22 protein-coding genes and 1 tRNA gene are annotated in these 25,784 nt (G+C 60.1%); 8 read left to right on the top strand and 15 right to left on the bottom strand.

Annotated features, from left to right (window positions below):
• Positions 1-18 precede the first annotated feature (18 nt).
• From AC1DZE_RS07420 to AC1DZE_RS07400, 5 genes are all read left to right on the top strand, one after another.
• Positions 19-1,071, top strand: a complete 1,053-nt coding sequence (locus AC1DZE_RS07420; protein ID WP_477669087.1) for a TRAP transporter substrate-binding protein — start codon at positions 19-21, stop codon at positions 1,069-1,071.
• Between the two features lie 277 nt (positions 1,072-1,348).
• On the top strand, positions 1,349-2,317 hold the full coding sequence (locus AC1DZE_RS07415; protein ID WP_477669086.1) for an MBL fold metallo-hydrolase: 969 nt from the start codon (positions 1,349-1,351) through the stop codon (positions 2,315-2,317).
• 131 nt (positions 2,318-2,448) lie between these two features.
• Positions 2,449-3,003, top strand: coding sequence for an NUDIX hydrolase (locus tag AC1DZE_RS07410; RefSeq protein ID WP_477669085.1), 555 nt, complete (start codon positions 2,449-2,451; stop codon positions 3,001-3,003).
• Between the two features lie 146 nt (positions 3,004-3,149).
• Positions 3,150-4,136 carry a recombination-associated protein RdgC gene (locus AC1DZE_RS07405; RefSeq protein ID WP_477672260.1) on the top strand — a complete coding sequence of 329 codons (987 nt, stop codon included), beginning with the start codon at positions 3,150-3,152 and terminating at the stop codon, positions 4,134-4,136.
• A gap of 18 nt (positions 4,137-4,154) precedes the next feature.
• Positions 4,155-4,865, top strand: a complete 711-nt coding sequence (locus tag AC1DZE_RS07400; RefSeq protein WP_477669083.1) for an aspartate/glutamate racemase family protein — start codon at positions 4,155-4,157, stop codon at positions 4,863-4,865.
• Positions 4,866-4,871: 6 nt separating this feature from the next.
• Here the strand turns inward: AC1DZE_RS07400 and AC1DZE_RS07395 are convergent, their stop codons facing one another.
• The 10 genes from AC1DZE_RS07395 to AC1DZE_RS07350 all read right to left on the bottom strand — a co-directional run bounded on the left by AC1DZE_RS07395 (position 4,872) and on the right by AC1DZE_RS07350 (position 17,741).
• Positions 4,872-8,516: a molybdopterin cofactor-binding domain-containing protein gene (locus AC1DZE_RS07395; protein ID WP_477672261.1), complete on the bottom strand. Its 3,645-nt coding sequence runs from the start codon at positions 8,514-8,516 to the stop codon at positions 4,872-4,874.
• Positions 8,513-9,001, bottom strand: a complete 489-nt coding sequence (locus AC1DZE_RS07390) for a (2Fe-2S)-binding protein (RefSeq protein ID WP_477672262.1) — start codon at positions 8,999-9,001, stop codon at positions 8,513-8,515. Before AC1DZE_RS07390 ends, AC1DZE_RS07395 begins: the two co-directional genes overlap by 4 nt.
• 39 nt (positions 9,002-9,040) lie before the next feature.
• Positions 9,041-9,778, bottom strand: a complete 738-nt coding sequence (locus AC1DZE_RS07385) for an ABC transporter ATP-binding protein (RefSeq protein WP_477669080.1) — start codon at positions 9,776-9,778, stop codon at positions 9,041-9,043.
• Positions 9,778-10,557, bottom strand: coding sequence for an ABC transporter ATP-binding protein (locus tag AC1DZE_RS07380; protein WP_477669079.1), 780 nt, complete (start codon positions 10,555-10,557; stop codon positions 9,778-9,780). Before AC1DZE_RS07380 ends, AC1DZE_RS07385 begins: the two co-directional genes overlap by 1 nt.
• A complete protein-coding gene (locus tag AC1DZE_RS07375) occupies positions 10,554-12,449 on the bottom strand; it encodes an ABC transporter permease (RefSeq protein WP_477699915.1) in 1,896 nt (631 codons plus the stop codon). The genes AC1DZE_RS07380 and AC1DZE_RS07375 overlap by 4 nt, the downstream gene beginning before the upstream one ends.
• A gap of 151 nt (positions 12,450-12,600) precedes the next feature.
• On the bottom strand, positions 12,601-13,806 hold the full coding sequence (locus AC1DZE_RS07370) for an ABC transporter substrate-binding protein (protein ID WP_477669077.1): 1,206 nt from the start codon (positions 13,804-13,806) through the stop codon (positions 12,601-12,603).
• An 82-nt stretch (positions 13,807-13,888) separates the two neighbouring features.
• A complete protein-coding gene (locus AC1DZE_RS07365) occupies positions 13,889-14,473 on the bottom strand; it encodes an amino acid synthesis family protein (RefSeq protein WP_477669076.1) in 585 nt (194 codons plus the stop codon).
• A 46-nt stretch (positions 14,474-14,519) separates the two neighbouring features.
• The gene (locus AC1DZE_RS07360; RefSeq protein ID WP_477669075.1) at positions 14,520-15,161 is read right to left on the bottom strand and encodes an amino acid synthesis family protein; all 642 of its coding nucleotides are present in this window, start codon (positions 15,159-15,161) and stop codon (positions 14,520-14,522) included.
• A 22-nt stretch (positions 15,162-15,183) separates the two neighbouring features.
• Entirely contained in the window at positions 15,184-16,092 is a 909-nt protein-coding gene (locus tag AC1DZE_RS07355) for a UPF0280 family protein (RefSeq protein WP_477672806.1), read from the bottom strand.
• Between the two features lie 11 nt (positions 16,093-16,103).
• Positions 16,104-17,741, bottom strand: coding sequence for a 6-hydroxynicotinate reductase (locus AC1DZE_RS07350; RefSeq protein ID WP_477672807.1), 1,638 nt, complete (start codon positions 17,739-17,741; stop codon positions 16,104-16,106).
• Positions 17,742-18,102: 361 nt separating this feature from the next.
• Between AC1DZE_RS07350 and AC1DZE_RS07345 the strand changes: the two genes are divergently transcribed.
• From AC1DZE_RS07345 to AC1DZE_RS07335, 3 genes are all read left to right on the top strand, one after another.
• Positions 18,103-18,876: a ferredoxin--NADP reductase gene (locus AC1DZE_RS07345; protein WP_457280352.1), complete on the top strand. Its 774-nt coding sequence runs from the start codon at positions 18,103-18,105 to the stop codon at positions 18,874-18,876.
• A 102-nt stretch (positions 18,877-18,978) separates the two neighbouring features.
• Positions 18,979-19,677 (top strand): TetR family transcriptional regulator, encoded by a 699-nt coding sequence (locus tag AC1DZE_RS07340; protein ID WP_477669072.1) that lies wholly within the window; start codon positions 18,979-18,981, stop codon positions 19,675-19,677.
• Positions 19,678-19,707: 30 nt separating this feature from the next.
• Complete coding sequence (locus AC1DZE_RS07335; protein WP_457280350.1) at positions 19,708-20,901, top strand: amidohydrolase family protein; 1,194 nt, start codon at positions 19,708-19,710, stop codon at positions 20,899-20,901.
• A 178-nt stretch (positions 20,902-21,079) separates the two neighbouring features.
• On the opposite strand, the gene AC1DZE_RS07330 is transcribed toward AC1DZE_RS07335, so the two are convergent.
• From AC1DZE_RS07330 to pheS, 5 genes are all read right to left on the bottom strand, one after another.
• Positions 21,080-21,156: transfer RNA gene (locus AC1DZE_RS07330), tRNA-Pro, on the bottom strand.
• A gap of 35 nt (positions 21,157-21,191) precedes the next feature.
• Positions 21,192-21,680 carry a MerR family transcriptional regulator gene (locus AC1DZE_RS07325; RefSeq protein ID WP_457280349.1) on the bottom strand — a complete coding sequence of 163 codons (489 nt, stop codon included), beginning with the start codon at positions 21,678-21,680 and terminating at the stop codon, positions 21,192-21,194.
• A 171-nt stretch (positions 21,681-21,851) separates the two neighbouring features.
• Positions 21,852-22,178, bottom strand: a complete 327-nt coding sequence (locus AC1DZE_RS07320) for an integration host factor subunit alpha (protein WP_457280348.1) — start codon at positions 22,176-22,178, stop codon at positions 21,852-21,854.
• Between the two features lie 48 nt (positions 22,179-22,226).
• A complete protein-coding gene (pheT, locus tag AC1DZE_RS07315; RefSeq protein WP_477669071.1) occupies positions 22,227-24,653 on the bottom strand; it encodes a phenylalanine--tRNA ligase subunit beta in 2,427 nt (808 codons plus the stop codon).
• A gap of 31 nt (positions 24,654-24,684) precedes the next feature.
• Entirely contained in the window at positions 24,685-25,749 is a 1,065-nt protein-coding gene (gene pheS, locus AC1DZE_RS07310) for a phenylalanine--tRNA ligase subunit alpha (RefSeq protein ID WP_477673160.1), read from the bottom strand.
• Between the last annotated feature and the right edge of the window lie 35 nt (positions 25,750-25,784).

Genomic DNA, 25,784 nt, shown 5'->3' with positions numbered 1-25,784 from the left:
GTTTATAGGAGACACGCCATGATTCAGCGACGAACCCTTCTCAAGACCAGCGCCGCCGCAGCCTTGGGCGCACCGGCGCTGTCGGGCCTGGCCCAGCAGGCCGTGACACTGAAGTTCCATACTTTCATGTCGCCCTCGTCCAATGTCTGGCTGGCCATGCACAAGCCCTGGATGGACAAGGTCGAAAAAGAATCCGGCGGCCGTATCAAGTTTGAAGGCTACCCGGCCATGCAGCTGGGCGGCACGCCTGTACAGCTCTACGACCAGGCCAAAGACGGCGTGGTTGACGTGGTGTGGACATTGCCCGGCAATACGGCCGGCCGCTTCCCGCGGATCGAGGTGTTTGAGCTGCCCTTCATGATGTCCAACGCCGAAGCGACTTCCAAGGCGTTCTGGGAATACGTGCAAACCGTTGCACCCGATGAATTCAAGGATACGCAGGTGCTGGCGCTGCAGGTGCACGGCCCCGGTGTGATCCACACGGTCGACAAGCCCGTCAAGTCGATTGCCGACATGCGCGGCCTCAAGCTGCGCGCGCCGACCCGCCAGGTCACCAAGCTCATGGGCGTGCTGGGCGCCACGCCCGTCGGCATGCCGCTGCCGCAGATTCCCGACGCGCTGAGCAAGGGCACCATTACAGGGTGCGTGATTCCGTGGGAAGTCGTGCCTTCGGTCAAGGTCAACGAGCTCACCAAATTCCATGCCGAGTTCGACCCCGCCGGCGGCAGCCTTTACACCACCACCTTTGTGATGGCCATGAACAAGGCGAAATACAACTCGCTCGCACCCGACCTCAAGAAGGTCATCGACAACAACTCCGGCATGGCCACCTCGGCATGGCTGGGCAAGGTGCAGCAGGGCAACGACGTTCCCGGCCGCAAGACCGCCAGTGACCGCGGCAACACGATTTACACCGTGAGCGCGGCCGAAGCCCAGGAATTCCGCCGCAAATCGCGTACGGTGGAAGTCGAATGGGTGGAAGACATGAACAAGAAGGGTTTTGACGGCAAGAAGCTGCTGGACACGGCACGCGCCCTGATTGAAAAGCACACCAAGACGACCAAGACTTGATCAATACCCGTGCTGGGTGCGCATTCATGAAACCGGGCTTATGCCCGGTTTTTTTATGCCCTACCCATGTTCTTATGCCTTTTCGGCTTTCAGCCCAATGAATACGGGCGCAATCGGCTCCTGATTTAATAGCACTCCACTTCGGGCAAAACCAGCACGACAGCCGGGTTACTGCGGCTGCGGCTTCATTCATGGCGCGCCTGCATAAGAATCCACCCGGTCCCCGTATGACGGGTGAGTCCGGTCCATCATTCCATTTACCCAAGGAAGTTTTTTCATGTCACGCTTTTTGAAAACCCTGGCAGCCACCATCCTGGCCTCAAGCCTGAGCGCTTCTTTCACCTTGCCCGCTTTTGCGGCCGGCCCCATGGTCAAGAGCCAGGCGCCCGGCTACTACCGCGTCACGCTGGGCGATTTTGAAGTCACCGCCCTGTCGGACGGCACTGTCAAGCTGCCCGTGAAAGACCTGCTCACCAACACAACGCCGGCGAAAGTCGGCGCGGCACTGAAGCGTTCTTTTTTACCTGACGCAGTCGAGACTTCAGTCAATGCCTACCTCATCAACACCGGCAGCAAGCTGGTGCTGATCGACACGGGTGCGTCCGGCCTCTTCGGCCCGACGCTGGGCAGCCTGCAGGCCAACCTCAAAGCCGCCGGCTACCAGCCCGAGCAGGTCGACGAGATCTATATCACCCACATGCACCCCGACCACGTGGGCGGCCTGGTGGTGAACGGCGCCATGGCGTTTCCGAATGCCGTTGTGCGTGTGGACAAGGCGGACGCCGACTTCTGGCTGGATGAAGCCAAAATGAACGCAGCGCCCAAAGAATCCCAAGGCTTTTTCCAGGGTGCCATGGCGTCCATCAAGCCTTACGCAACGGCCGGCAAGCTCAAGACCTTTGAAGGCGTCACCGAGCTCGTGCCCGGCGTGAAGGCGCAGCCCGCTCACGGCCACACCGCCGGCCACAGCGTGTATGTGGTGGAAAGCAAGGGGGAGAAGCTGATGCTGTGGGGCGACCTGATGCATGTGGCGGCAGTCCAGTTCGACAACCCGGAGGTCACCATCAAGTTTGACTCCGAGTCCCCACCGGCCGCCAAGGAACGCGCCAAGGCCTACGCCGATGCCGCCAAAAATGGCTACCTGGTCGGCGCGGCGCATATCGCCTTCCCTGGCCTTGGCCATGTGCGCAAGGGCGCGGGCAAGGCATACGCCTGGGTCCCGGTGAATTACTCGTCACTCAAATAGGAAGGGTAAGCAAAATAGGCCATGCACCCAATAAGCATCGGCGTAAGCAGCTACGTTTTTTATAGCACTGCGGGGGGCCTGCAGTGCCCCCTGGCAGGCCTCGGCCGGCGCAAAGCCGCTACACTCATCTGATGCAACGTCCGCCCCTGAACCACTGCCGCGTCTGCGGCACCGCCGTGGCTTATCGCTTGCCGGACGACGGTGACACGAAAGAGCGGGCCGTCTGCCCGGCCTGCAACACGGTTCACTACGAAAACCCGCTCAATGTCGTCGGCACCGTGCCCAGCTGGGGCGAGGACGGCGCGCAAGTGCTGCTCTGCAAACGCAATATCGAGCCGCGCCGGGGCAAGTGGACCTTGCCTGCCGGCTTCATGGAGCTGGGCGAAACCACCTCGCAGGGCGCAGCCCGTGAAACCGATGAAGAAGCCGGCGCCCAATATGAAATGCAGGGCCTTTTCACGGTTATGAACGTGGTGCGCGTCGGGCAGGTGCACATGTATTACCGGGCTCGGCTTTTGAGCACCGAATTCAATCCAGGCCATGAGACCATGGAGGCCAAACTGTTCACTGAGGCCGAAATTCCCTGGGACGAAATTGCCTTCAAGACGGTCAAGCAGACGCTGGAGCAGTACTTCGAAGACCGCCGCAAGGGTGCCTACGGCATCCATTCGTTTGATATTGAATGAAGGTCTTCAAGCCCTTGCCGGCCGTTACATTCTGCAGACAGGGCGCCCGGTAGAATTTCTCTGTATCCGGCTGGTTCTCACCGCGGATTTTCCGCCCCCTCATCGGCCTTCCGGCAGTCTCTTTTTTAACCTCTTCCCCGGATTTCATGTTCAACACCGCAATCTTTTTCCGCATTGCCGACGATTTTGTGCTTCCTCCGCTGGACGTGCTTGAAGAAATTTTCCAGTCCCACCGTTTCGTTCCCTGCGGCGCAACAGAGCCTGAATCCAGTGGCTGGGTGCCACCGCGCGGCAACAAAAGCACCGTACTGCTCGAAAGCGTGGGCCGCCAGTTAATCGCCCGCCTCTGCACCGAACGCCGCCCTGTGCCTTCGTCCGCCATCAAGGCCGCGGTGGAAGAACGCATCGAAAAATACAAGGAAGAAACCGGCCGCGAACGCGTGGGCGCCAAGATCAAAAAAGAGTTCAAGCAGGAAGTCATGCTGGACCTGCTGCCGCGCGCCTTCACCAAACGCTCGACCACCACGCTCTGGATCGACGTCGTCAACAAATTCCTGGTGGTTGACTCCGGCAACCTCACAGGTGCCGACAAAATCGTGAGTTACTTCGTGGAAGCGTTGAGCGAGGTGCCGGGCGCCCTGCCCGGCCTGAAGGCCAGCCCCGTCCAGACGCAAATGTCGGCCGCTGCTGCCATGTCGCACTGGCTGTCGACCCGGGAAGCGCCATATAACTTCACGGTAGACCGCGACTGCGAGCTCAAGACACCCGATGACCAGAAGTCCACGGTGCGCTATTCGCGCCACACGCTGGAGATCGACGAAGTGGCCCAGCACATTGCTGCCGGCAAACTACCCACACAGCTGGCGATGACGTGGAACGAGCGCGTGTCTTTTGTGCTGACGGAAACCGCGCAGCTGAAAAAACTCAAGCTGCTCGATGTGGTGCTGGACGGCGTACAGGAAAGCGGCAAGGACGACGACGGCTTTGACAGCGATGCGGCCATCATTACCGGCGAGCTGTCTTCGCTGATTCCGGACATGCTGGAGGCATTGGGAGGGGAACTCGCTGAGGGAGAAGTCACACCGCACCCGGCCACCTCGCCTGCTGCCGACCCGGTGCCAGAGCCCGCGTAGCAAATACGGAGACAGGTCATGCCCCAACACATCGGTATCGTCGGCTGCTCCGCCGAAGGCGCTGCGCTTTGTTATCAAACCATCTGTGTGGAAGGCGCCGGGTCCATGGGGCCGCATGCCCACCCTGAAGTGTCCATGCATACGCCGTCGCTTTCAGATTACATGGCGTGCATCTATCGCAACGACTGGGACGGCGTGGGCGACATCATGCTCGCCTCCGCGCACAAGCTCGCAAAAGCCGGGGCGGACTTCCTAGTCTGCCCCGACAACACCATTCACCAGGCGTTTGCTTACGTACAGGAACGATCCCCCCTGCCCTGGCTCCATATCGCAGAAGTCGTTGCCGAAGAAGCGGCCAGGCGCGGGTTCCGGCGCATCGGCATCACCGGCACGCGATGGCTCGTCGACAGTGAGGTCTACCCCGACAAGCTCGCGGCCCGCGGACTGCAATACCTGCGTCCAGATGGCGCGGAGCGCGACGAAATCAACCGCATCATCATGGACGAGCTGGTGTACGGTGTCTTCAAGCCGGAAGCGATCGGGTATTTTCAGAAAGTCATTGACCGGATGAAAAGCAACGGCTGTGATGCTGTCGTCCTGGGCTGCACGGAAATCCCCCTGATCATGAGCGATTCAAACTCGCCCCTGCCGACTCTGGACTCCACACGCCTGCTGGCGCGCGCGGCGCTTGTCAGGGCGACGCAGGCCGCGCGGCCTTCGCCTGATTGAAAAGATTCAGTGCTGGCCCGGCGTGGCGCGAAGCCGTGAAACGATTGCCGGCAAATCCTGCCAGACCGGTTCCGAGGGGGCATAGCGTCCGCGCATATAAGCAGCCAGCGCTGCAACCTGGGCATCATCCAGGCTATGGCGAAAAGCCGGCATGAACCCGATATCTTTGCTCGCCGGTGACTGAATTCCCTCAAGGATCACCCGCACCAGATTGTCGGGCCGCTCGCTGTGCAGCTTGCTGTTAAGGGCCAGCGGCACGTTCACACCCAGCAGTCGCGGGCCGTCGCCATCGTGATGGCACGATGCGCAAGCGCCATCGAACAGGCGCTGGCCAGGGCCCGGCAAGTTGCCGGCAGATTGCCGGGTGGACAAGACGACCTGCCTGCTGCGTTGGACGCTTTCGGCTTCCGTAGTTGGCTCATTAAAAGACACGAGGTAAGCCGCCATTGCACGAATATCTTCTTCGGGCAAGGCAGCCAGTTCCTTGATCACAGGCGCCATGGGGCCCGCGGCAATACCGTGCTGCGAAGAGTAGCCGCTACGCAGGTAGCGGTACAGTTCCGCGGCGTTCCAGGGCACGGGCGCACGCGAGAGCGCGGTCAGCGCCGGAGCGTCCCAGCCATCCACCACGGCCCCGCTTAAAAAAGCCTTCCCGCTGCGCTCTGCGCCCGCGGCGTTGCGTGGCGTGTGGCAGGCGCCGCAATGGCCCAGGCCGTTGACCAGGTAGGCACCACGATTCCATTCGGCAGTCTGCGCCGGGTCGACCCGGTAAGGTGCCGGGTCATGAAACAGGGCATTCCATCCAGCCATCAGCGGCCGCACACCAAAGGGAAAAGCCAGCCGCGTGGCCGGTGGTTCTGATCGCACGGGGGGCTGGGCCATCAGGTAGGCATACAGCGCGGTCAGATCTTCATCGCTGGTTTTGGCGAACGCGGTATAGGGAAACGCGGGATACAAATAGTGACCATCGCGGGAAATTCCTTCACGCATGGCGCGCTGGAAGGCGCTAAAAGACCACAAACCTATTCCGGTGTCCGCATCGGGCGTGAGGTTGGTGGTAACAATCTTTCCGAAAGGCGTATCCATGGCCCTGCCGCCGGCATTGGGTATGCCGCCGGGTGCTGTGTGGCACACCACACAATCGCCCGCGGCAGCGAGCTGCCGGCCGCGCTCCAGGGTTGCGGCGGTGTAGACGGATGCGCCGCTCTGCGCCACCGGGGCGATGACCGATCGGCCGCCTGCCAGCGCCCACACGATGCCCACAACCCCCGCGAGCAAGGCGCCTGCGCGGGACCACCAGGCCATGCCTTTCGGCCATGCCGTGCCCTCAGGTGCGGGATTTGGCAACCGGGCCGGAGCCGCCGGGATAGCTGGCGCGGCCGCGAGCCCCGGGTTGAGCGCAGCACGTACGACTTCCGGCGTGAAAGGCGGCTGGCGAAAACGCACGCCGGTGGCATCAAAAATGGCGTTGGCAATAGCTGCCGTACCCGGCACCGAAGACGACTCTCCGGCGCCAAGCGGTGGCTCACCGGGGCGCGCCATGGTCACGACCTCAATCACCGGCACGTCCCGGAAGTTCAGGATTGGATAGCTTCCCCATTCCAGGCTGGTCACCTGATTTGTCTTGGGCGACACCGTGACCTGTTCCGTGAGTGCACGGCTGGTCGTCTGCACTACATTGCCATGGATCTGGTGCTGAACCCCGGCGGGGTTGATCAGCGTGCCGGCGTCATGCCCTACCACGACGCGCCGGACATGCACCTCGCCCGTCTTGCGATTCACTTCGACGTCGGCCACCCAGGCCGCCCATGCCGCCCCAAACCCCGGCCATTTGCTGTGCATGTAGCGGGCATACGCAAAGCCCTGGCCGCGCACGACGTCCTGTGGGTCACCTGGCGCTGCCGGCTGCTGCTGCGGTGTCGTATGCGCCATCCAGCCGGCGCGCTCGGCCGTGGCGCGCACCAGCTCGGCAGCGCGCGGCTCTTTCAGGTACCTCAGCCGAAACTCCACCGGATCGACACCGGCTGCTGTTGCCAGTTCGTCGATGTAGGACTCATGCGCGAATGAATTGGGCAGCGCCGAGACACCGCGCAGCCATGACGCACGCAACAGCGGCGCCATGTCATTGACGGCGATGCGCATGTTGGCGTAGTCGTAGGGCGGCCGGGCGGTCCGATCGCCCATTTCATAGGCCTGCGCAACAGGCTCAATGGTGCGCGTGAGCAAAAGCGCCAGCGTGGGAGCGCCGTTTGAAGGGTATGAGGTTTGAAAGTCATACGCAGCCACCGATCCGTCGGCATTCAACCCGCCGTTCACTTGCATGAGCTGGGCGGCGCCTTTGGGTTCCCAGGCGTTTTCCTGCTCACGCGTCAGTTGCACACGCACGGGGCAGCCAGCGGCACGCGACAGCAGCGCGGCATCTGCCGCCACATCGTCAGCGCAGTTTCGCCCGTAGCAGCCTGCCGCTTCCATGCGGATCACATCAATGGCGACATCGGCCAGGCCGATCAGTCGTGATAAATCGGTCCGCAGCACATGGGGGTTTTGGGTTCCCGCCCATACCGTCAGGCGCTCCTGCTGCCAGTCGGCCACGGCGCACGAGGGCCCGAGGGAGCCGTGCATTTGATAGGGCCAGACGTAGTTGCGCGCCAGGGCTTGTGCCGCGCTTGCCATCGCGGTGTCCACGTTGCCGTCGTCGACAAGCCTGCGCTGCGTGGCCGGGTTGTTGCGGATCGCCTGCTCAAGGTCGCCCAGATTGGCGAGACCGGGCCACGGCTTCCAGCTGACACGCAATTCACGCAGCGCCTGTTCGGCCTGCTCTTCGCGCTCCGCGACAATGCCGACAAAGTCGCGGATCACCACCACCGCGCGAATGCCCGGAATGTGCGCGATCGATGATTCATCCACTGATTCCAGCGTATTGCCGATGAAGTCGCCGTTGTCGGCGCCGGCATAAGGTGGCCGCACGACGCGGCCGTGCAGCATGCCGGGCACGCGCATGTCGTGCACAAACGTCAGAGCGCCGGTGGCCTTGGCCGGGATATCCAGGCGTGCCGCGCTGGTCCCCACCAGGCGGTAGTCGGCAGCATCCTTGACAGGGGTGCCCGGCACCAGCGAGAGATGTGCATGCTCATTGACCAGCAATGCGCCATACGTCACCGATTTATCGTCCTGCCCCACCACGGAAACAACGCCGTCTCGCACGGCGAGCAGGGAAGGGTCCACCTGCAGCACGCCGGCGGCACGCGTCACCAGCCACGCGCGTGCCTGCGCCGCCGCGGCCCGCAAAGGGACGGCATGAACCTGGATGGACGCGCTGGCAATCGTGGCCCCCTGATTGGGTGCGCGCGTCGTGTCCCCAAGAACCATGCTGACCTGCCCGAGCGCAACGTCCAGCTCTTCAGCCACGATCTGCGCCAGGGCCGTCCGGATACCGGTGCCAAGATCTACATGGCCGTTCAGGGCCGTCACGCTGCCGTCATCCCACACGGCAACCAGTATTTCAACGCCCTCTTGCGGATTGGCGCTGACCAGTGCAGGTTGGCCACGGGCGGGTGGAGGCGCCGGCGGCGGCTCGCGGCTCACCAGCAAGACGCCGCTGGCCGCATGAAAATCGGCGCGTGTCAGGGGCGCATCGGCGCGACGCGTCATGGCGAGTTACCCCGGGCAAGGCTTTGGCGCGTCAGCTCTGCCGCACGCAGCACAGCCTTCACGATCTCCAGGTGCGTGCCGCAGCGGCAGAGATTGCCTGACAGCTCGCGGCGTATGTCATCCTCGCCAGGCGCGGGGTTTCGCGCCAGCAATGCGACGGTCATCATGATCATGCCGTTCAGGCAGTAGCCGCACTGGGCGGCCTGCTCTTCGATAAACGCCTGCTGGACCGGGTGAAGGGCCGCCGGCGTACCCAGACCCTCAAGGGTGGTGATTTCGCGGCCCGCCACGCCGCACGCCGGAATAACGCAAGCGCGTGCCGCCACACCGTCGACCAGCACGGTGCATGCGCCACACTCTCCCAGACCGCAGCCATATTTCGGGCCATTCAGCGCGAAATCGTTACGCAGCACCGTCAGCAGGCTGGCCTGCTCCGCAACRGGCAGCGTACGCTTTTGCTGATTAACGGAAAGCGTGACTGTCAAACCCATATTTACCGAACCATAACCAGGTTGCGGCGCAGCCTACACACTGAGATAGGCACGGCGCACTTCTTCATTGGCAGCCAGCTCCGCAATGGATCCTTCAAAACGGATTTGCCCTTTCTCCAGGACGTACGCCCTGTCTGACACCAGTTCGGCGAAATGCATGTTTTGCTCGGACAGCAGAATGCTCACGCCATGGGCCTTCAGCTCCAGAATCATGTTGGCCATTTGCTCCACAATGACGGGCGCTACGCCTTCGGAAGGCTCGTCAAGCAGAACCAGATAGGGATTTCCCATCAAGGTCCTGGCCACCGTCAGCATTTGCTGCTCGCCGCCACTCATGCGGCCGCCGGGGCGCGTGGGCATCTCACCGAGGTTGGGAAACAGCTTGAAGAGGCGTTCCTGCGTCCACAAGGGAGCCTCGCTGCCGTCGGGCCAGCGGCGCGGCGCCTGCCGTCCTACTTCCAGGTTTTCATTCACGGTCAGGTCGGTGAAGATTCGCCGGTCTTCCGGCACAAACCCCAGACCCATGCGAGCCGCATGGTGTGGTTCACTGCCGGAGATATCTTTGCCAAGAAAGGTCACGCTGCCACGCCGCTTGTCGAGCATCCCGATCAGCGTCTTCAGGGTGGTCGATTTGCCGGCGCCGTTGCGCCCCATCAAGGCGACGACCTCGCCGCGCCCGACCGAGAGATTGACGCCAAACAGTATTTGCGCCGCACCATACCAGGCCGACAGGTCTTTCGCCTCCAGCAGCATCTCTTTGCCGTCGCGCATTACGCCATCTCCTTTTCAATGGCTTTCTTCTCGAAAGTTTTGCCACTGCCAAAATAGACTTCCTGGACTTCGGGGTGGTCGCGAATTTCCAGTGGCTTGCCTTCCGCAATCAACCGGCCGCGCGCCAGCACGATCATGCGGTCGGCATAGGCAAACACCACGTCCATGCTGTGCTCGGTAAACAGCACCGCCATGCCCCGGTCAATGACCAGTTGTTTAGTCAACGCCATCAGGTCATTCCGCTCTCTGGGCGCCATGCCGGCTGTCGGCTCATCCATGAGCAGTAATTTAGGGTTGTTGGCCATGGCCATGGCGAGCTCAACGCGCTTGACGTCCCCGTACGCCAGCACGCTGCAAGGGCGGTCAGCCTGCGCTTTCATATTGACCTGCTCAAGGAGTGCCATGGCCTCGTCGCGTTTGTAATCTGCGGCGCGGCGCCACATGGAAAACAACTTCCTGTCCGCAGATAACAAGGTCATCTGGACGTTTTCCACTACCGTCAGCGAGGAAAAGGTTTCCGCGATCTGGAATGTCCGGCTGACACCGCGGCGCCAGATATCCCGGGGCGCCAGGCCGATCAGCTCCTGCGAGTCCAGCTGAATGGAGCCGGCATCTGCACGCAACTGCCCATTGACCATGTTGAACATGGTTGATTTTCCGGCGCCGTTGGGCCCAATCAAAGCCAATAGTTCGCCCTGCGCCAGCTCGAAATTCACGCTATCGACAGCCCTGACACCGCCAAAGGATTTTCCTAATCCTGATACCTTCAGCAAGCTCATGACTTTTCTCCCGCACTGCGGCGACTGGCCAGCAGCTGTTTGGCAAAGCCTGCAATTCCCTGGGGGAACAGCAGCACAAGAACCAGGATGATGGCGCCCAGCATGGCCCGCCAATAGTCGGTGTTTCGCGCCACGGTATCGTGCAGCCACGTGAATGTGACGGCCCCCACGACAGGTCCCAAAAGCGTCTGGATACCCCCCAGCAAAACCATCACCAGACCATCGATCGACTTGCTGACGTGCAGGCTTTCAGGCGAAATGCTGCCTTTTGAAAAAGCATAAAGCGCACCGGCCAGCCCCGCAAATGAACCTGCAATCACAAACGCAACCCATTGCAGGCGTTTGACATTCATGCCGATGGCGTCCGAACGCAGCACCGAGTCGCGTGCCGCACGCATGCCATAGCCAAACGGTGAATACAGAATTCGGTGCATCAGCAAGACGCCCCCGGCCACCAGGACAAGAGTGAGGTAGTAATAAATGCGCTTGTCCGCCAGCCACTCGGAAGGCCAGACGCCGGTCAATCCGTTGCTGCCGCCGGTGAACACGTCCCATTGATAACAAACTGCCCAGGTGATTTGTGCAAAGGCCAGCGTCAGCATCGCCAGATAAACACCAGACAATCTGACGCAGAACCAACCATACACAAAGGCCCCCACGGCCGCCACAACGGGTGCCACGACCAGAGCCAGCTCCATGGGCATGTTCAGGCTTCGTACCAGCAAGGCGGCGCCATAGGCCCCAAGGCCGAAGTAGGCGGCATGCCCGAACGAGTGCATTCCCGCGGGCCCCATGATGAAATGCAGGCTGACAGCGAACAGGACGGCAACCAGCAAGTCAATCAGTAACACGGTGACGTAAGGGGACTGTGCCGCCAGCACAGGCATCAAAGCCAGTAGCGCCAGCAGGCCCGCACAACCCCAGACATACAAGCGGTGTGGCCGGCGCAGCGGTTCTTCGGCCATGCCTGCATGCCGGTTGGGCGCCTGTGGCCTGCCGAACAACCCCCAGGGTCGGGCCACCAGGACAACAGCCATCACCACGAACTCCACCACCAGGGTCAGCTTGGAAAAAGAGATGCTGATACCCGCAATTTCAACCAGCCCCAGCCAGATGCAAATGGCCTTGAGTTCGGCAATCAGCAGTGCCGCCACGTAGGCACCCGGGATGGAGCCCATGCCCCCGACCACCACCACCACAAACGCGGCGCCGATGATGTTGAGATCCATTTCCAGGTTGGCGGGCTCGCGCGGTAGCTGAAGCGCGCCCCCAAGGCCCGCCAGAAGTGCGCCCAATGCAAAAACCGCTGTGAATAACCACGCCTGGTTCACACCCAGCGCGCTGACCATTTCGCGATCCTGCGTGGCGGCTCGAACGAGGGTACCCCAGCGGGTTTTGGTGAGCAGGAGCCAAAGCAGACCCAGGACGACAGGCCCCGCGACGATCAGGAAAAGATCATAGGAAGGAAACTGACGCCCCAAAATCGACACAGAGCCAGTCAGGCCGGGAGCCCTGGGGCCAAGCAGCTCCTCGGGGCCCCAAAACCACAGCACGCCATCCTTGATCACCAGGCCAAGCGCAAACGTTGCAAGCAACTGAAAGAGTTCCGGTGCACGGTAAATACGGCGCAGCAACAAAACCTCGACCAGGCCGCCGAGAACACCAACAGCCAAAGCGGCAATCAGCAAGGCAGGCCAGAAACCCAAGGTATTGCCAAGAGCACTGACCAATGAATAGGCAACGTAGATGCCCACCATGAAAAAAGATCCATGGGCAAAGTTGACAATCCGGGTAACACCAAAGATCAACGACAAACCAGCCGCCACGAGAAACAGCGACGATGCACCGGCCAGGCCATTAAGCAACTGCACGATAAAGCCTGAGAAGCTCATGAACAAACCTTTTTTCTGCGGGATAGCATGACCGGCAAGCAGCGCACAGTGGACACACCTTTAACATGACGGCGGCACCGGAACTGCCGGCCAACCGCCATGAGTGCATGCACGAGGCGCGGCACCTGCCGCCGTCAACACTTGCCTCGGTCTAATCGGCAGCGCGCATTTTTTTCACTTCGGCGTTGCTGGGCTGGACTTTTGAACCATCGATATATCGATAGTCGACCATCACGCCCTTGCCGCCTTCATTTTTTGTGCGTCCCACATAGGCACCCATGGTGGACTGGTGGTCTTCCGGGCGAAAAACCACGGGGCCAAAGGGTGTTGTCACGTTCAGGCCGCGGAAAGCGGTAATCAGCTTTTCCGTATCGGTCGATTTGGCTTTTTTCATGCCTTCGGCCAGGGACTTGATGGCGCTATAGCCGACCACGGAACCCAGGCGCGGATAGTCTTTGTACTTGCCGTGATAAGCAAGAAAGAAAGCCTTGTGTTCGGGTGTCTGGATGCCGTACCACGGATAACCGGTAACCACCCAGCCGTTGGGCGTTTCCTCCTTGAGCGGGTCGAGGTATTCGGGCTCGCCCGTCAGCAGGCTGACGACTTCACGCCCCTGAAACAGGCCACGGGTATTGCCTTCACGAACAAACTTCGAGAGGTCGGCACCAAAAAGAACATTGAAGATGGCGTCCGGCTTGGCGTCCGCCATGGCCTGCACAACACTGCCCGAGTCGACCTTGCCCAGTGGAGGCGCCTGCTCGGCCACGAACTCTACATCGGGCTGCGCGGCCTTCAGCAAGGTCTTGAACGTCGCTGCTGCGGACTGCCCATACTCGTAGTTGGGGTACACCACCGCCCAGCGCTTTTTCTTCATCGCAACGGCTTCGGGGACCAGCATGGCCACCTGCATGTAGGTGGAGGTCCGCAAGCGGAATGTGTAGCGATTACCGTTTTGCCAGACGATTTTGTCCGTCAGAGGCTCCGCTGCCAGAAAAAAGAACTTTTTCTGCTTGGCGAAATCGGTGAGCGCCAGGCCGATATTGGAAAGGAAAGAGCCTGTCAGCACGTCGACTTTTTCGCGCGAGACAAGTTCTTCGGCTGCACGGACCGCATCGCCCGGGTTTGCGTTGTCGTCGCGAATAATCAGCTGGACCTTCTTGCCGTTGATTCCGCCGCCAGCATTGATTTCCTCAACGGCCAGTTCCATGCCTTTCTTGTACGGTTCCAGGAAAGCAGGCTGGGCCTTGTAGCTGTTTATTTCCCCTATCTTGATGACGCCTTGGGCATGAGCGTTCACGAATGAGGTGATCAGCCCGAGGAAAGCGACGGTGCTCAGCATTTTGTGGTGCAGCTTCATAAGTACTCCTGGTTGTCTTGGGTCAGATGGAAGGCGAAAGGCGATGGGTCATGACGATGAGCGATGGATTGGCAGCCCGGGGCTACCTTAACCCATCCTCCCCCTTGATTTCACTGGTTTGAAGCCCCCCCACACGCGGCAGGGGCCGGCCGCTGTCCGTAACGACGACCGCCACCACAATTTCGTTGGCGCGGGGAGCGTCGGCGATGCGGGCTTCCATCGCATCGAAATGGCTGCGCACGAATGCGGCATCCTTGTGTCCCAGCGGCACGTCAATGGCAGTACCAAGACCACCGCGCTTTTTACTTGACGGCACCAGAGCAGCACCCTTTTCCACCGCCAGACGCAGGGGCGCGCCCAGCCTGGGATGCAGGATCGCTGCCGCATGCTCCAGCTCACCGGCCTCACCCACGATGGCGGCCTTGCCGTAACTATGGGCTTGGCCCGGGGCAATGCCAAGGGCCTGCACGCACTTTTGCCCCAGCAGCCCGCCAAGCTCCTCACCAATGTCAATCAGCGCATCGAGTTTTTCCGCGTACACCCCGGCAAAAGGATTCTCGATCACGGCCATCGCCAATGCCTTTCGCGTCGGGGGAGTGACGGCCTTTCCCATCTCGATGTATGTTTCGTCGATTTGCACAACAATTTTTCGAATCCTGGCTGTCATGGTTTTTCCTTGTCTCGGTGCCTGCTAAGTATCTGGCGCATCGGGTTTAACGCAAGCCATCCCATTTGGCGATGGCACTGGCGGCCAGCCCACCCACCCGGGCGTGAATGCGCGGGCCCGTGCTCATGGCCAGGATGAAAACGATTTCGTCCGACAAGGGAGCCCCCGGCACACGCACCTCAATTGCGTCGAAATGGCTACGGACATAACTGGCATTGACGTGCGTTAAAGGAACATCCAGCGCCGTACCCGGTGCACCCACTTTTTTTGTCGAAGGGACAATGGACAAGGCGTTACCGGGCTGGCCGGTTTTTTCCTCAGCCTGCCCACGCGCATAAGCGTTGCGATCGCCTTTCCAGCCAAGCAGCTCACGCATCGCGTACCCGCCAGGCACATGCCAGAGCGCACCATGCTCCAGTTCCCCGGCCGCGCCCACGATTGCCCCTTTTCCATAACCCTCAATATGTTCGGCTGGCACATCCATTGCGGCGCGCAGACGCTCGGCCATCTGGATACCAACAGGCTGAAGCTGGTCCATCATCGGCAAGATATTGGGCTCATATCGCCCGGCAAATGGATTGGTCAGCACCGCGGCAATCGCGCCGCGCAGCAAAGGCACAGGCGCTACCGGCCCGAATTCATGCCGTATCTGCTCCACGTGCGTAAAAATACGCCGAATTTCAATCATGGTGTGAGGTCCATTCATTTCATTAAGCAAATACCGAACCAGCCGGCACTGCAGCACTGCGATTTTGCAATCGTTGCTGCGTTTTATCAGAGGTGGTCATCAGCTGGTTTTGACAAACCAGCGCAGCCGACCAGATCAGTCCCGCAGCCTGTAAAGCCTGGGCGCGTTCAAGCCCGGCGCGCAATGCACGCCGAACCGTCTCCGCCTCCAGCAACGGCACGTCAGTTGTCACCAGCATTTCGCCAAGGTCGGTGTCGTCCTTCAGGTCACAAGCCCTGCTGCGCTTGATCCGCATGTCGGCAACATCGACCGCATTCGCAATCATGGTGGCTGCGGCATCCGCTTGCGCGGCGGTATACGCAAGGACCGTAACACTGTCGGCAATACCCAGTGAAAAGCTTCGCCCCCGCCAACCGCTGGTAGCGACGCCGCGAACTGGAAGCGCGCTGGAAACCTCGAATTGCCCGTCGGTATGAACACCGGCCAATACCTCGTTTGCATCAAGGCGTGCCAGATCCGCATACAGGCCGATCCGCACCGATTGCGCCGGCGCCAAATGCAGGGCAATGTCGCCGCCGTTGTTGACCCAAGCGCGGTCTACTCCGCTATTGACGTAGCAGGCAACCAACTCCTGCGCGACCGCACCCGCCACGGCCGCCATCGGGGTGATGAAATCGCGCCGGTAGGGGCGGCATGCATTCCACATGCGCCGGGCAACGACCCCCTGCAGATAACACTCATCCAGTACGGGCTGCCGCAAGAGGGGAAGTTCCTCAACCAGCTCGCCGAGGATACCGCTGAAACGCTCCCAAGCTTTGGCATGAGCAGCCTCAACCGCAACCGGCCTTCCATAGGCGCCAATGATGATGTCCATCGGCCCGTGCTGGAAATGCCAGCGCCCATCGGGAAGTTGCATGCGTTGAGGGTTCATACGCAAGCGCCTCAGCCCAGCAAGGGGGGACGCGCCAGAGGCCAAGGATTGGCAGAAGGCAGCCTGGCCCATTCCAGGGCGACAGGCGCACCTTCGTTGTGCCAGGCACCGCGACGCAACACATCCTCCAGCGTACGCACATAGTCCATGTGCCCGCCCAGCGCGCGATAGTCGTCAAGCTTCATGCTGAATTCAATGGGAGCCACGATGGCCGGTGTGGGAACGGTTCCGAAACTGTTGTCCGGCATCCGCATGACATCGGCCATCACGGTGATTCCTCCACCAGGCCAGATATAGGCAGGAGCCCCACCACAGGTCACATTCACCAGGGAATTTTTGATGGCACGTGTCAGCAAAACCGGATTTTCAGTCACACCCGCCCGCAGGCTACCGCCCGCTCCGGCAAGGAAAAGCACGGTCGCCAAGGAGGGCTCGCAGTTTTCACCGATACGCTCAACGACATGACGCACTTCCGCCGGCATCTCCTGCTCCACGGGAATGAGCTCTTCGTTGAGCACATACCAGCTTGCATGCTCACCGGTGGTGGATGTCATCAACAAGCGCAGGCCCGGCCAGGCGACATTACCGTCCCACGCCTCGATGATGGACAGGGGATCGGCGATATCCGTCCCACCCCAGCCCGTTCCGGGATTGGCCACCTGGAAATATCGCCCCGGCGTGGACTTTCGTCCGCGCATCCGGACACCTGACGGGCGCATATCGAGACAACGCCCCGCCTGGTGCTCGGTCAGTACACCGGTAATGTGGTCGTCGACAACCACCACCTCGTCGAGCTTGCCGAACAACTGCTTTGCAAAAATGCCAACCGTGGCCGACCCGCAACCCACGCGCATACGCTCTTCTTCAACGCCATTCACGACAGGTGCACGGCCGGCTTGAATCAGTATTTGGGAACCACCGTCAATCGTGAACTCCACGGCTTGCTTGTTGCCGAGCGCCTTCATCATCTCCACCGTGACACGGCCTTCTTTCTTGCTGCCTCCCGTCAGGTGATGCACACCACCCAGGGACAACATCTGCGAGCCATACTCGGCCGTCGTCACATGCCCGATTACCTCTCCCTTGCAGCGCACATTGGCCTGCTCGGCACCCAGGAAGCGGTCAGTGTCAATTTTTACCTTGAAGCTGCAATAGCTGAAAATTCCTTCCGTGACCACAGTGACCAGATCAACACCGGCCGCTTTCGATGAAACGATGAATGGTGCCGGCTTGTAGTCGGGATAGGTTGTTGATGAGCCCACACCCGTGACAAACACTTCATCAGCCAGTAGAAGATCGCCGCTCCATGAAACCGTTGATGCGTCATCCGTGCCACCGGGCAGATCTTTCGGCGCGGAAAGTCCGGCATCTGCGCGCGCCGCAAACGGCACAATATGCGCGCCCTCGCCCGACAGCGTACGGCGCAACAGCAACACTGGGTCGACCCTAACAAGCGTTCCACCGTGGTTGGCATAGCGATCGCAGGCTCCGCTGCGGCCCTCAGAAATCTGGCATAGAACCGGGCAGGCATTGCACTCGATTTTCTCGCTGTTCATTCGCTCGTTTCGCGGCCGGGCCTTTTCCAAAACTTGCGGAAACGTCAAGGCATCCATACCTGGCAGGCCGTCCGTCTTTGTATGTTCAGTCATCGTGCTCGTCCTTCTGCCGCCTTCACCATCCTGGGGCTAATTCACCAATGTAGTGCCCACTTAATTTACATGTTGCATTCACTACATATTAGATTCAATGTAGCGCATACGGATTTCTCACGCAATAGTATTTACATGGCTGTCGTAAACTTATTTAAGAATGTTGTACATACTGAATTTAAATGTTGCGTTCACTACATTAATGTGGCACATTGCCTCTGTGGCGGCATCGTTTGGCCAGTACATGCAATACCTATCGAGACCGCGCAATGGAAAAATCGGCTCATAAATCGGCAGATCATGAACCCATGAGACATCAACGCGGCCTCTCTAATTCATAACCATTACTCCGAATAACACCATGAGCGCTTTCAATGAAGAAACTGTGTTGTCCGTCCATCACTGGACTGATCGCCTGTTTACCTTTACCACCACACGCGACACCTCACTGCGCTTTAGCAACGGCCACTTCACCATGATCGGATTAAGGGTCAACGACAAGCCTTTGCTGCGCGCCTACAGCATCGTGAGCCCCAATCATGAAGAGCATCTTGAATTCCTCAGCATCAAGGTCGCGGAAGGTCCCCTGACGTCACGGCTGCAGCACATCAAGGTCGGCGACAAAATCATCGTTGGGCGCAAGCCAACCGGCACACTGGTAATCGATTACCTGCTGCCAGGTAAACGGCTTTACCTGCTCTCGACCGGCACGGGTCTGGCGCCATTCATGAGCATCATCCGGGACCCGGAGACTTACGAACGGTTTGAACAGATCGTGCTGGTCCATGGCGTGCGGCAGGCAGACGAGCTGGCATATCACGACCTGGTTGTGGATCACTTGCCCCAACATGAATTTCTCGGTGAGCTGATCTCCAGGCAGTTGCTGTACTACCCTACCGTTACGCGGGAGGCTTACCGCAACATGGGCCGCGTCACCGACCTGATCGAAAGCGGGAAAATGTTGGCCGACCTGCAGTTGCCGGCACTGGATCCGGCGCATGACCGTGTGATGATCTGCGGCAGTCCCGCGATGCTCAAGGACCTCAAGCACATGCTGGAAGGCAAGGGCTTCATCGAAGGCAATACATCCAAGCCGGGAGATTTTGTGATCGAACGCGCCTTTGCCGAACAGTAGAGATGGCCCGGCGTTTGCCTTCAACTCATTGCATTGCCGTGGGAAATTGCTCCTCACACCTTCTCGCTTGATCACGCATAAACCGCGACTGGATACCTCTACATGACAGCGAAGACGGCCAAAACCATCAAGCCGCGCACTGCCACAACCAAACGCACGGTCGCCAAGCGGCCCGGCGTACGGGAGCAAGCCGCGCAGACCACGCGCGACAACATTTTGCGCGCAGCCACCCGCGTCTTCGCGCGCTATGGGTATGACGGCGGCAGCGTAGAGAAAATATCCAGGTCGGCCAAGTCATTCGACCGCATGATTTATTACTACTTCGGCAGCAAGGAAGGCTTGTTCATCGAAGTGCTGGAAGACATGTACCGCCGCATGAATGATGCCGAGCTCGAGTTGTCACTGGACATCGACCACCCGGTGGAGTCTCTGACGGACGTGATTTGCTTCGTGGTGTCCTACTACAGCAAAAATCCGGAGTTCATCACGCTGCTCAATACGGAAAACCTGCACCGCGGCAAGCACATCGCCAAATCGCAGCGCGCCCGGGATTACTCGTCTCCCGCCATCGCCATCATCCGGCAACTGCTGGAAAGCGGTGTGCGCAAGAAGATTTTCCGGGCAGACATCTCCGCCCGCAATGTCTATCTGCTGATTGCCGCCACCGGCTACTTCTATATCTCGAACCGCCACACGCTGTCAGCCTTCCTCGGCGAAGACCTGCAAACACCTGAGGCGCTGGCGCAATGGCAGGCCTTCATCATCAGCACCGTGCTGCGCACTGTCATGCTGAATCCTTGAGCTCAACCCGACGCATTTGAAAGACCACCCATGGCAGAAGCGGCATCAAGCGGAAAATCAGGAAAGGTCGTCATCAGGAACATTGGCCTGCTGCTCTCCGGAGACATCGACCAACCTATCCTGGACGCGGACACCATCGTCGTGAACGACGGCCTTATCGTGGCTATCGGAAAGGCCAAGGACTGTGATACAGCGCATGCGCAGACCGTGATTGACGCGCACCAGACTTGCGTGGCACCTGGTTTGATCGATAGCCATGTACATCCGGTTTTCGGCGACTGGACGCCGCGCCAGAACCAGATCGGCTGGATTGACTCCACCATGCACGGCGGTGTCACCACCATGATTTCCGCTGGCGAGGTTCACTTGCCGGGGCGTCCCAAGGACATCGTCGGCCTCAAGGCGCTGGCCATAACCGCGCAACGGGCGTTCGACAACTTCCGCCCAGGCGGCGTCAAGGTACTGGCTGGTGCCCCCATCATCGAAAAAGGCATGACCGAACAGGATTTCAAGGACCTTGCCGACGCCGGTGTAACTTTGCTCGGCGAAGTGGGCCTGGGTTCAGTCAAGGCGGGTTACGAGGCCAAGGAAATGGTGGGCTGGGCGCGAAAGTATGGCATCCAGAGCACCATTCACACCGGCGGCCCTTCCATTCCCGGCTCAGGCCTGATTGACAAGGACGTGGTGCTGGAAGCAGACGCCGATGTCATCGGCCATATCAATGGCGGTCATACGGCACTGTCGGAAGCACATGTTTGCGAACTCTGTGAGAAATCATCACGCGCCATTGAAATTGTCCATAACGGCAATGAAAAAGTCGCCATTGCAGCCGCGCAGGCGGCGCTGCAGCTCAAGTGCCCGCACCGCGTCATCCTGGGTACCGACGGGCCGGCCGGGTCCGGTGTCCAGCCGCTGGGTGTGCTGCGCCTTATCGCCCTCCTTTCCAGTCTGGGCAATATCCCGGCGGAGCTGGTTTTTTGCTTTGCCACGGGCAACACCGCGCGCATTCGTAAACTCAATTGCGGCTTAATAGAAACAGGCCGTGATGCCGATCTGGTCTTCATGGACAAAGCCCAGCACTCAGCGGGGCTCAACCTGCTGGACAGTGTGCAACGCGGGGATATTCCCGGCGTTGGCATGGTGATGATTGACGGCCTGGTTCGCTGCGGCCGCAGCCGTAACACCCCGCCGGCCACGCAGATCCCCAGCATTGTTCCGGCCTGATACGCAGGCGCCTGCAACTTGCCATCGCGTTTTCCCCAGACACGATTGCGTCGAGCTAAACGACGGGCAATCCTCTGACGTCGATCTCAAAGACAGCCGACCGGCTACCTCAACAAATATTCGACCCAAACAAAAAAAGCCGGTTAGCGTTAGCTAACCGGCTATCTGATGGTTTTATTGGTCGGTGTGAAAGGATTCGAACCTTCGACCCCTTGCACCCCATGCAAGTGCGCTACCAGGCTGCGCCACACACCGACAAGCCTTTTATTATAGCGTGCCGAAAATGCTTCTCAGTGCCCGGCGCTGAGGAGATCACGAATTTCAAACAACTCGCGCCGTACCAATTGCAGTCGTTGCTGAGCCGCGCTGCCGCTGGGCAAATCCGCGCCCTCCGGCTCGCTGTCTTCAAAGTCCGAGTGGTCACTGGAATCCTCAAAATCCTCCAGCAGGGACTCACCGCCTTCCAGCACTTCTACGCCGTCAAGCATGACTTCACCGTTACGGCGCTTGTCGCGTTCGGTCTGGACAATTTCCTGAAGCTTGTTGCGTGCGCCGCTGATGGTGAAGCCCTGGTCATAGAGCAAATCACGGATCCGGCGGATCATCAGCACCTCATGGTGCTGGTAGTAGCGGCGGTTGCCACGCCTCTTCATCGGGCGTAGCTGCGTGAACTCTTGCTCCCAATAACGGAGCACGTGAGGTTTGACACCGCACAAATCACTGACTTCACCGATGGTGAAATAGCGTTTCGCGGGAATGGGTGGGAGCGTTTTCTCCAATTAAATCAATGCGCTAAGGAGGAAACCTCCAAATCTACTCTAAGTCGAAACTTAGCGCAAAGAGTTGAGCCGGTTTTTTGGCATGTGTTGTTCCGTCACACAGGTGACATTTAATTACAACCACCTACCCGGATACGTAAATCAAGCGGACAAAGCCACCGGGTTTAGTACTTATTCGGCAACAGTTTCGCCCTGGATCTGGTCTTTGAGCTTGTGGCTGGCATGAAATGTCACCACCCTGCGGGCCTCAATGGGGATGGCTTCGCCGGTTCGCGGGTTGCGGCCAGGGCGTGGGGCTTTGGTGCGAATCTGGAAATTACCAAACCCGGAAATTTTCACATCATTTCCGTCCACCAGGCTGTCCGAGATCAGGTCAAAAAACGCGTCGATCATGTCTTTTGATTCGCGTTTGTTGAGCCCGATCTGTTCAAACAGCAACTCGGCCAGATGCGCCTTTGTCAGCGCCGGGGTTTCCAGGCTTTCTACAGAAAAATCCATGCAACGGTACTCCTGGCGACTTTTATTGTGAGCGCTATTCGTGAAAGGTCAGGCCCGCAAGCGGGCACCCAACTGACCTTGCAGATTGTCGAGCACCGACTGAACGGCCGCCTCAATCTCCTCATCTGTCAGTGTAGCGGCGTCGCTCGAAAGCACCAAGCGCACGGCCAGGCTTTTTTCGCCAAGCTGCATGCTCGCGCTTGCCTGCTGCGGCCGATAGACGTCAAACAGCGTCGCGCCCTTGAGCAGGCCCTGCGTGTTTGCACCGTGGATGGCCGACATCAGCGCAGCATGTGTGACGCTTTCGGCCACGATGACGGCGATGTCACGCTCCACCGGCTGGAGCTTACTGACCGGCTTGAACTCCGGCACAAGCCGCTGCAGCACGGCATCAAGCTCCAGCTCAAACAGGAGCGGCGCCTGGGCCAGGTCGTAGCCCTGGCGCCACTGCGGGTGCAACTCGCCCACAAAGCCAATCGGCTTGCCGCCCACGGACACGCTTGCGCAGCGGCCGGGATGCATGGCGGGGTGCACCGCCGGCGCAAAAACGGCCTGAAGCGGTGCAAGCAAAGTCTCCACGTCGCCCTTGACATCGAAGAAATCCACGGCCTTGTCAGGCTGGCTCCAGTTCATCGCCGCCCGAGGGCCGTAGGCCAGGCCAGCCACACGCATGGGCTGGTTGAAGCCTGCCACAGTGGTGTCGGTGTTCTGAACCTGGGTGTCGCGCAGAAAAACGCGGCCCAACTCAAACACGTTCACACGGGGCGCCTTGCGGTCCAGGTTGAACTTGAGCACCTGCAGGAGCGAACCCAGCAGTGAAGAGCGCATCACGCTCATCTGGCTGGCGATGGGATTGAGCAGCTTGATGGGGTTGGGATTACCGGCAAGCTCAAGCTCCCAGCGCTCTTCCACGAAGCTGAAGTTAATGGTTTCCTGGTAACCCAGTGATGCCAGGGCGCGACGCACGCCAAAGGGGCTGCGTTCGGCTTCAGCGCGCAACCTGGCGGTGATGGGGGCCAGCGGCGGTGTTTCGGGGAGCTGGTTGTAACCCACCATGCGCACCACTTCTTCAATCAGGTCTTCTTCGATCTGCAGATCAAAGCGGTAGCTGGGCGGTGTCACGGTCAGCGTGCCCTCGCCTTGCGTCACCGGCAGGCCCAGACGCTGGAGGGCGTCCAGGCATTGCGCCTGCGTGAGGGGCATGCCGATCACCTTGGCTGCACGCGCCACCCTCAAAGTGACTGGCACCGCTTTGGGCACGTTAACCTGCTGGTCGTCCATGGGGCCGCACACCGTTTCCGGTGTGCCGCAGATGTCGATGATCAGCTGGGTGATGCGCTCGATGTGCTCGACGGTCTGCCCGGGATCAACGCCTCGCTCAAAACGGTGGCCTGCGTCAGTCGAAAAGTTATAACGGCGCGAACGGCCAGCGATGGCCTTGGGCCACCAGAAGGCAGCTTCGACGTAGACATGTTTCGTGTCGTCCGAGACGGCGGTCGCATCGCCGCCCATGATGCCGGCCAGCGACTCCACCTGTGCATTGTCGGCAATCACGCCAACTTTTTCGTCAACCGTCACGGTATTGCCGTTGAGCAGCTTGAGCGTCTCGCCGGGCTTGCCCCAGCGGACATCGAGCCCGCCATGGATTTTTTCGAGGTCAAAGATGTGCGAGGGACGGCCCAGCTCGAACATCACGTAGTTGGAGATGTCCACCAGCGCCGTCACGCTGCGCTGGCCGCAGCGCGCCAGGCGATCGACCATCCATTGGGGTGTGGTGGCTTTCGTATTGACGTTGCGCACCACGCGGCCGGAAAAGCGGCCGCACAAATCGGGCGCGCTGATCTTCACCGGCAGTTTCGCGGTGTCGGCGGCAGCCACGGCGGGAATGACCGGTGTCTTCAGCGGTGCACCCGTGAGCGCAGCGACTTCGCGCGCAACACCGTAGACGCTCAGACAATGCGCCAGGTTGGGCGTGAGCTTGAGGGTGAACAGGGTGTCGTCGAGCTTCAAATGCTCACGGATGTCCTGGCCCAGCGGCGCATCGGCCACCAGTTCGAGCAGGCCGCCGTTGTCTTCAGAGAGCTTGAGTTCGCGCGCCGAACACAGCATGCCCTGGCTTTCCACGCCGCGCAGTTTGCCGACCTTGATCAGGAAGGGCTTGCCGTCTTCACCGGGAGGCAACTCGGCGCCGACCAGGGCACATGGCACCTTGATGCCGACGCGGGCGTTGGGTGCACCGCAAACGATGTTGAGCAGGCTGCCCTGCCCCACGTCGACCTGGCAGACGCGCAGGCGGTCGGCATCCGGGTGTTGGACGGCTTCCTTGATTTCGCCAACAACAATCCTGGTGAACGGAGGCGCCACCGGCTTGAGTTCTTCGACCTCCAGGCCGGCCATGGTGAGTGTGTCGGCGAGCTGCTGGGTCGTCAAAGGCGGGTTGCAGAATTCGCGCAACCAGGATTCTGGGAATTGCATGGTCTAACCTTGTTTTCTTGTTCTTGTTATTTCAGGACTGAAACTGGGAGAGGAAGCGGATGTCGCCGTCGAAGAACAGACGCAGGTCGTTGACGCCGTAGCGCAGCATGGTCAGGCGGTCAGGGCCCATGCCGAAGGCAAAGCCGATGTATTTCTCGGGGTCCAGCCCCATGTTGCGCACCACATTCGGGTGCACCTGGCCGGAGCCGGCCACTTCCAGCCAGCGGCCGGCCAGCGGGCCAGCCTGGAACTGGATGTCGATCTCGGCACTGGGCTCGGTGAAAGGGAAAAAGCTGGGCCTGAAACGCAGCACCAGATCGTCGCTTTCAAAGAAGGTGCGGCAGAAATCGGTGAAGACGAATTTGAGATCCTTGAAGCTCACGTTCTCGCCTATCCACAGGCCCTCGCACTGGTGGAACATGGGCGAGTGGGTGGCATCACTGTCGACACGGTAGGTGCGGCCCGGTGCGATGACGCGAATTTCGGGCATGCGGCCGCCGGCATCGATCAGCGCGCGATGCTTCTTGACATGCTGGACCGCATAGCGGATCTGCATGGGACTGGTGTGGGTGCGCAGCAGGTTGGGCGCGGCCTCGGTGCCGCCCTCGACATAAAAGGTGTCGTGCATCGAACGCGCTGGATGGTCTTCGGGCGTATTGAGCGCGGTGAAATTAAACCAGTCGGTCTCGATCTCGGGGCCTTGGGCCACGTCGAAACCCATGGAGCCAAAAATGCCTTCAATGCGTTCCAGCGTCAGCGAAACGGGATGCAAGCCGCCTTGCGCGCGCTGGCGGCCGGGCAGGCTCACGTCGAGCGCTTCGGCTTTCAGTTGTTTTTGCAGCTCGGCATCGGCCAGTGCCTGACGGCGATCGTTCAATGCAGCTTCGATGGCCTGTTTGGCCAGGTTGATGGCGGCACCACGGGATTTTTTTTCTTCCACGCTGAGTGCGGCCATGCCTTTCATCAATTCCGTGACGCGGCCGGTTTTGCCCAGGAACTGCGCCTTGGCGTTTTCCAGGTCGGCGGGCGTGTTGGCCTGCGCAAAACTGGCATGGGCGGTGCTGACCAGTTCCTGGAGGGCATCGGGTTGAGTCATACGTTCTCTTGTTCGAAATACAAAACAGCGAAGGC

It is taken from the genome of Polaromonas sp. P1_F1, assembly GCF_056405795.1.
The sequence above is the reverse complement of the archived record's forward strand: the minus strand, read 5'-3'. Positions and strand labels throughout refer to the sequence as shown.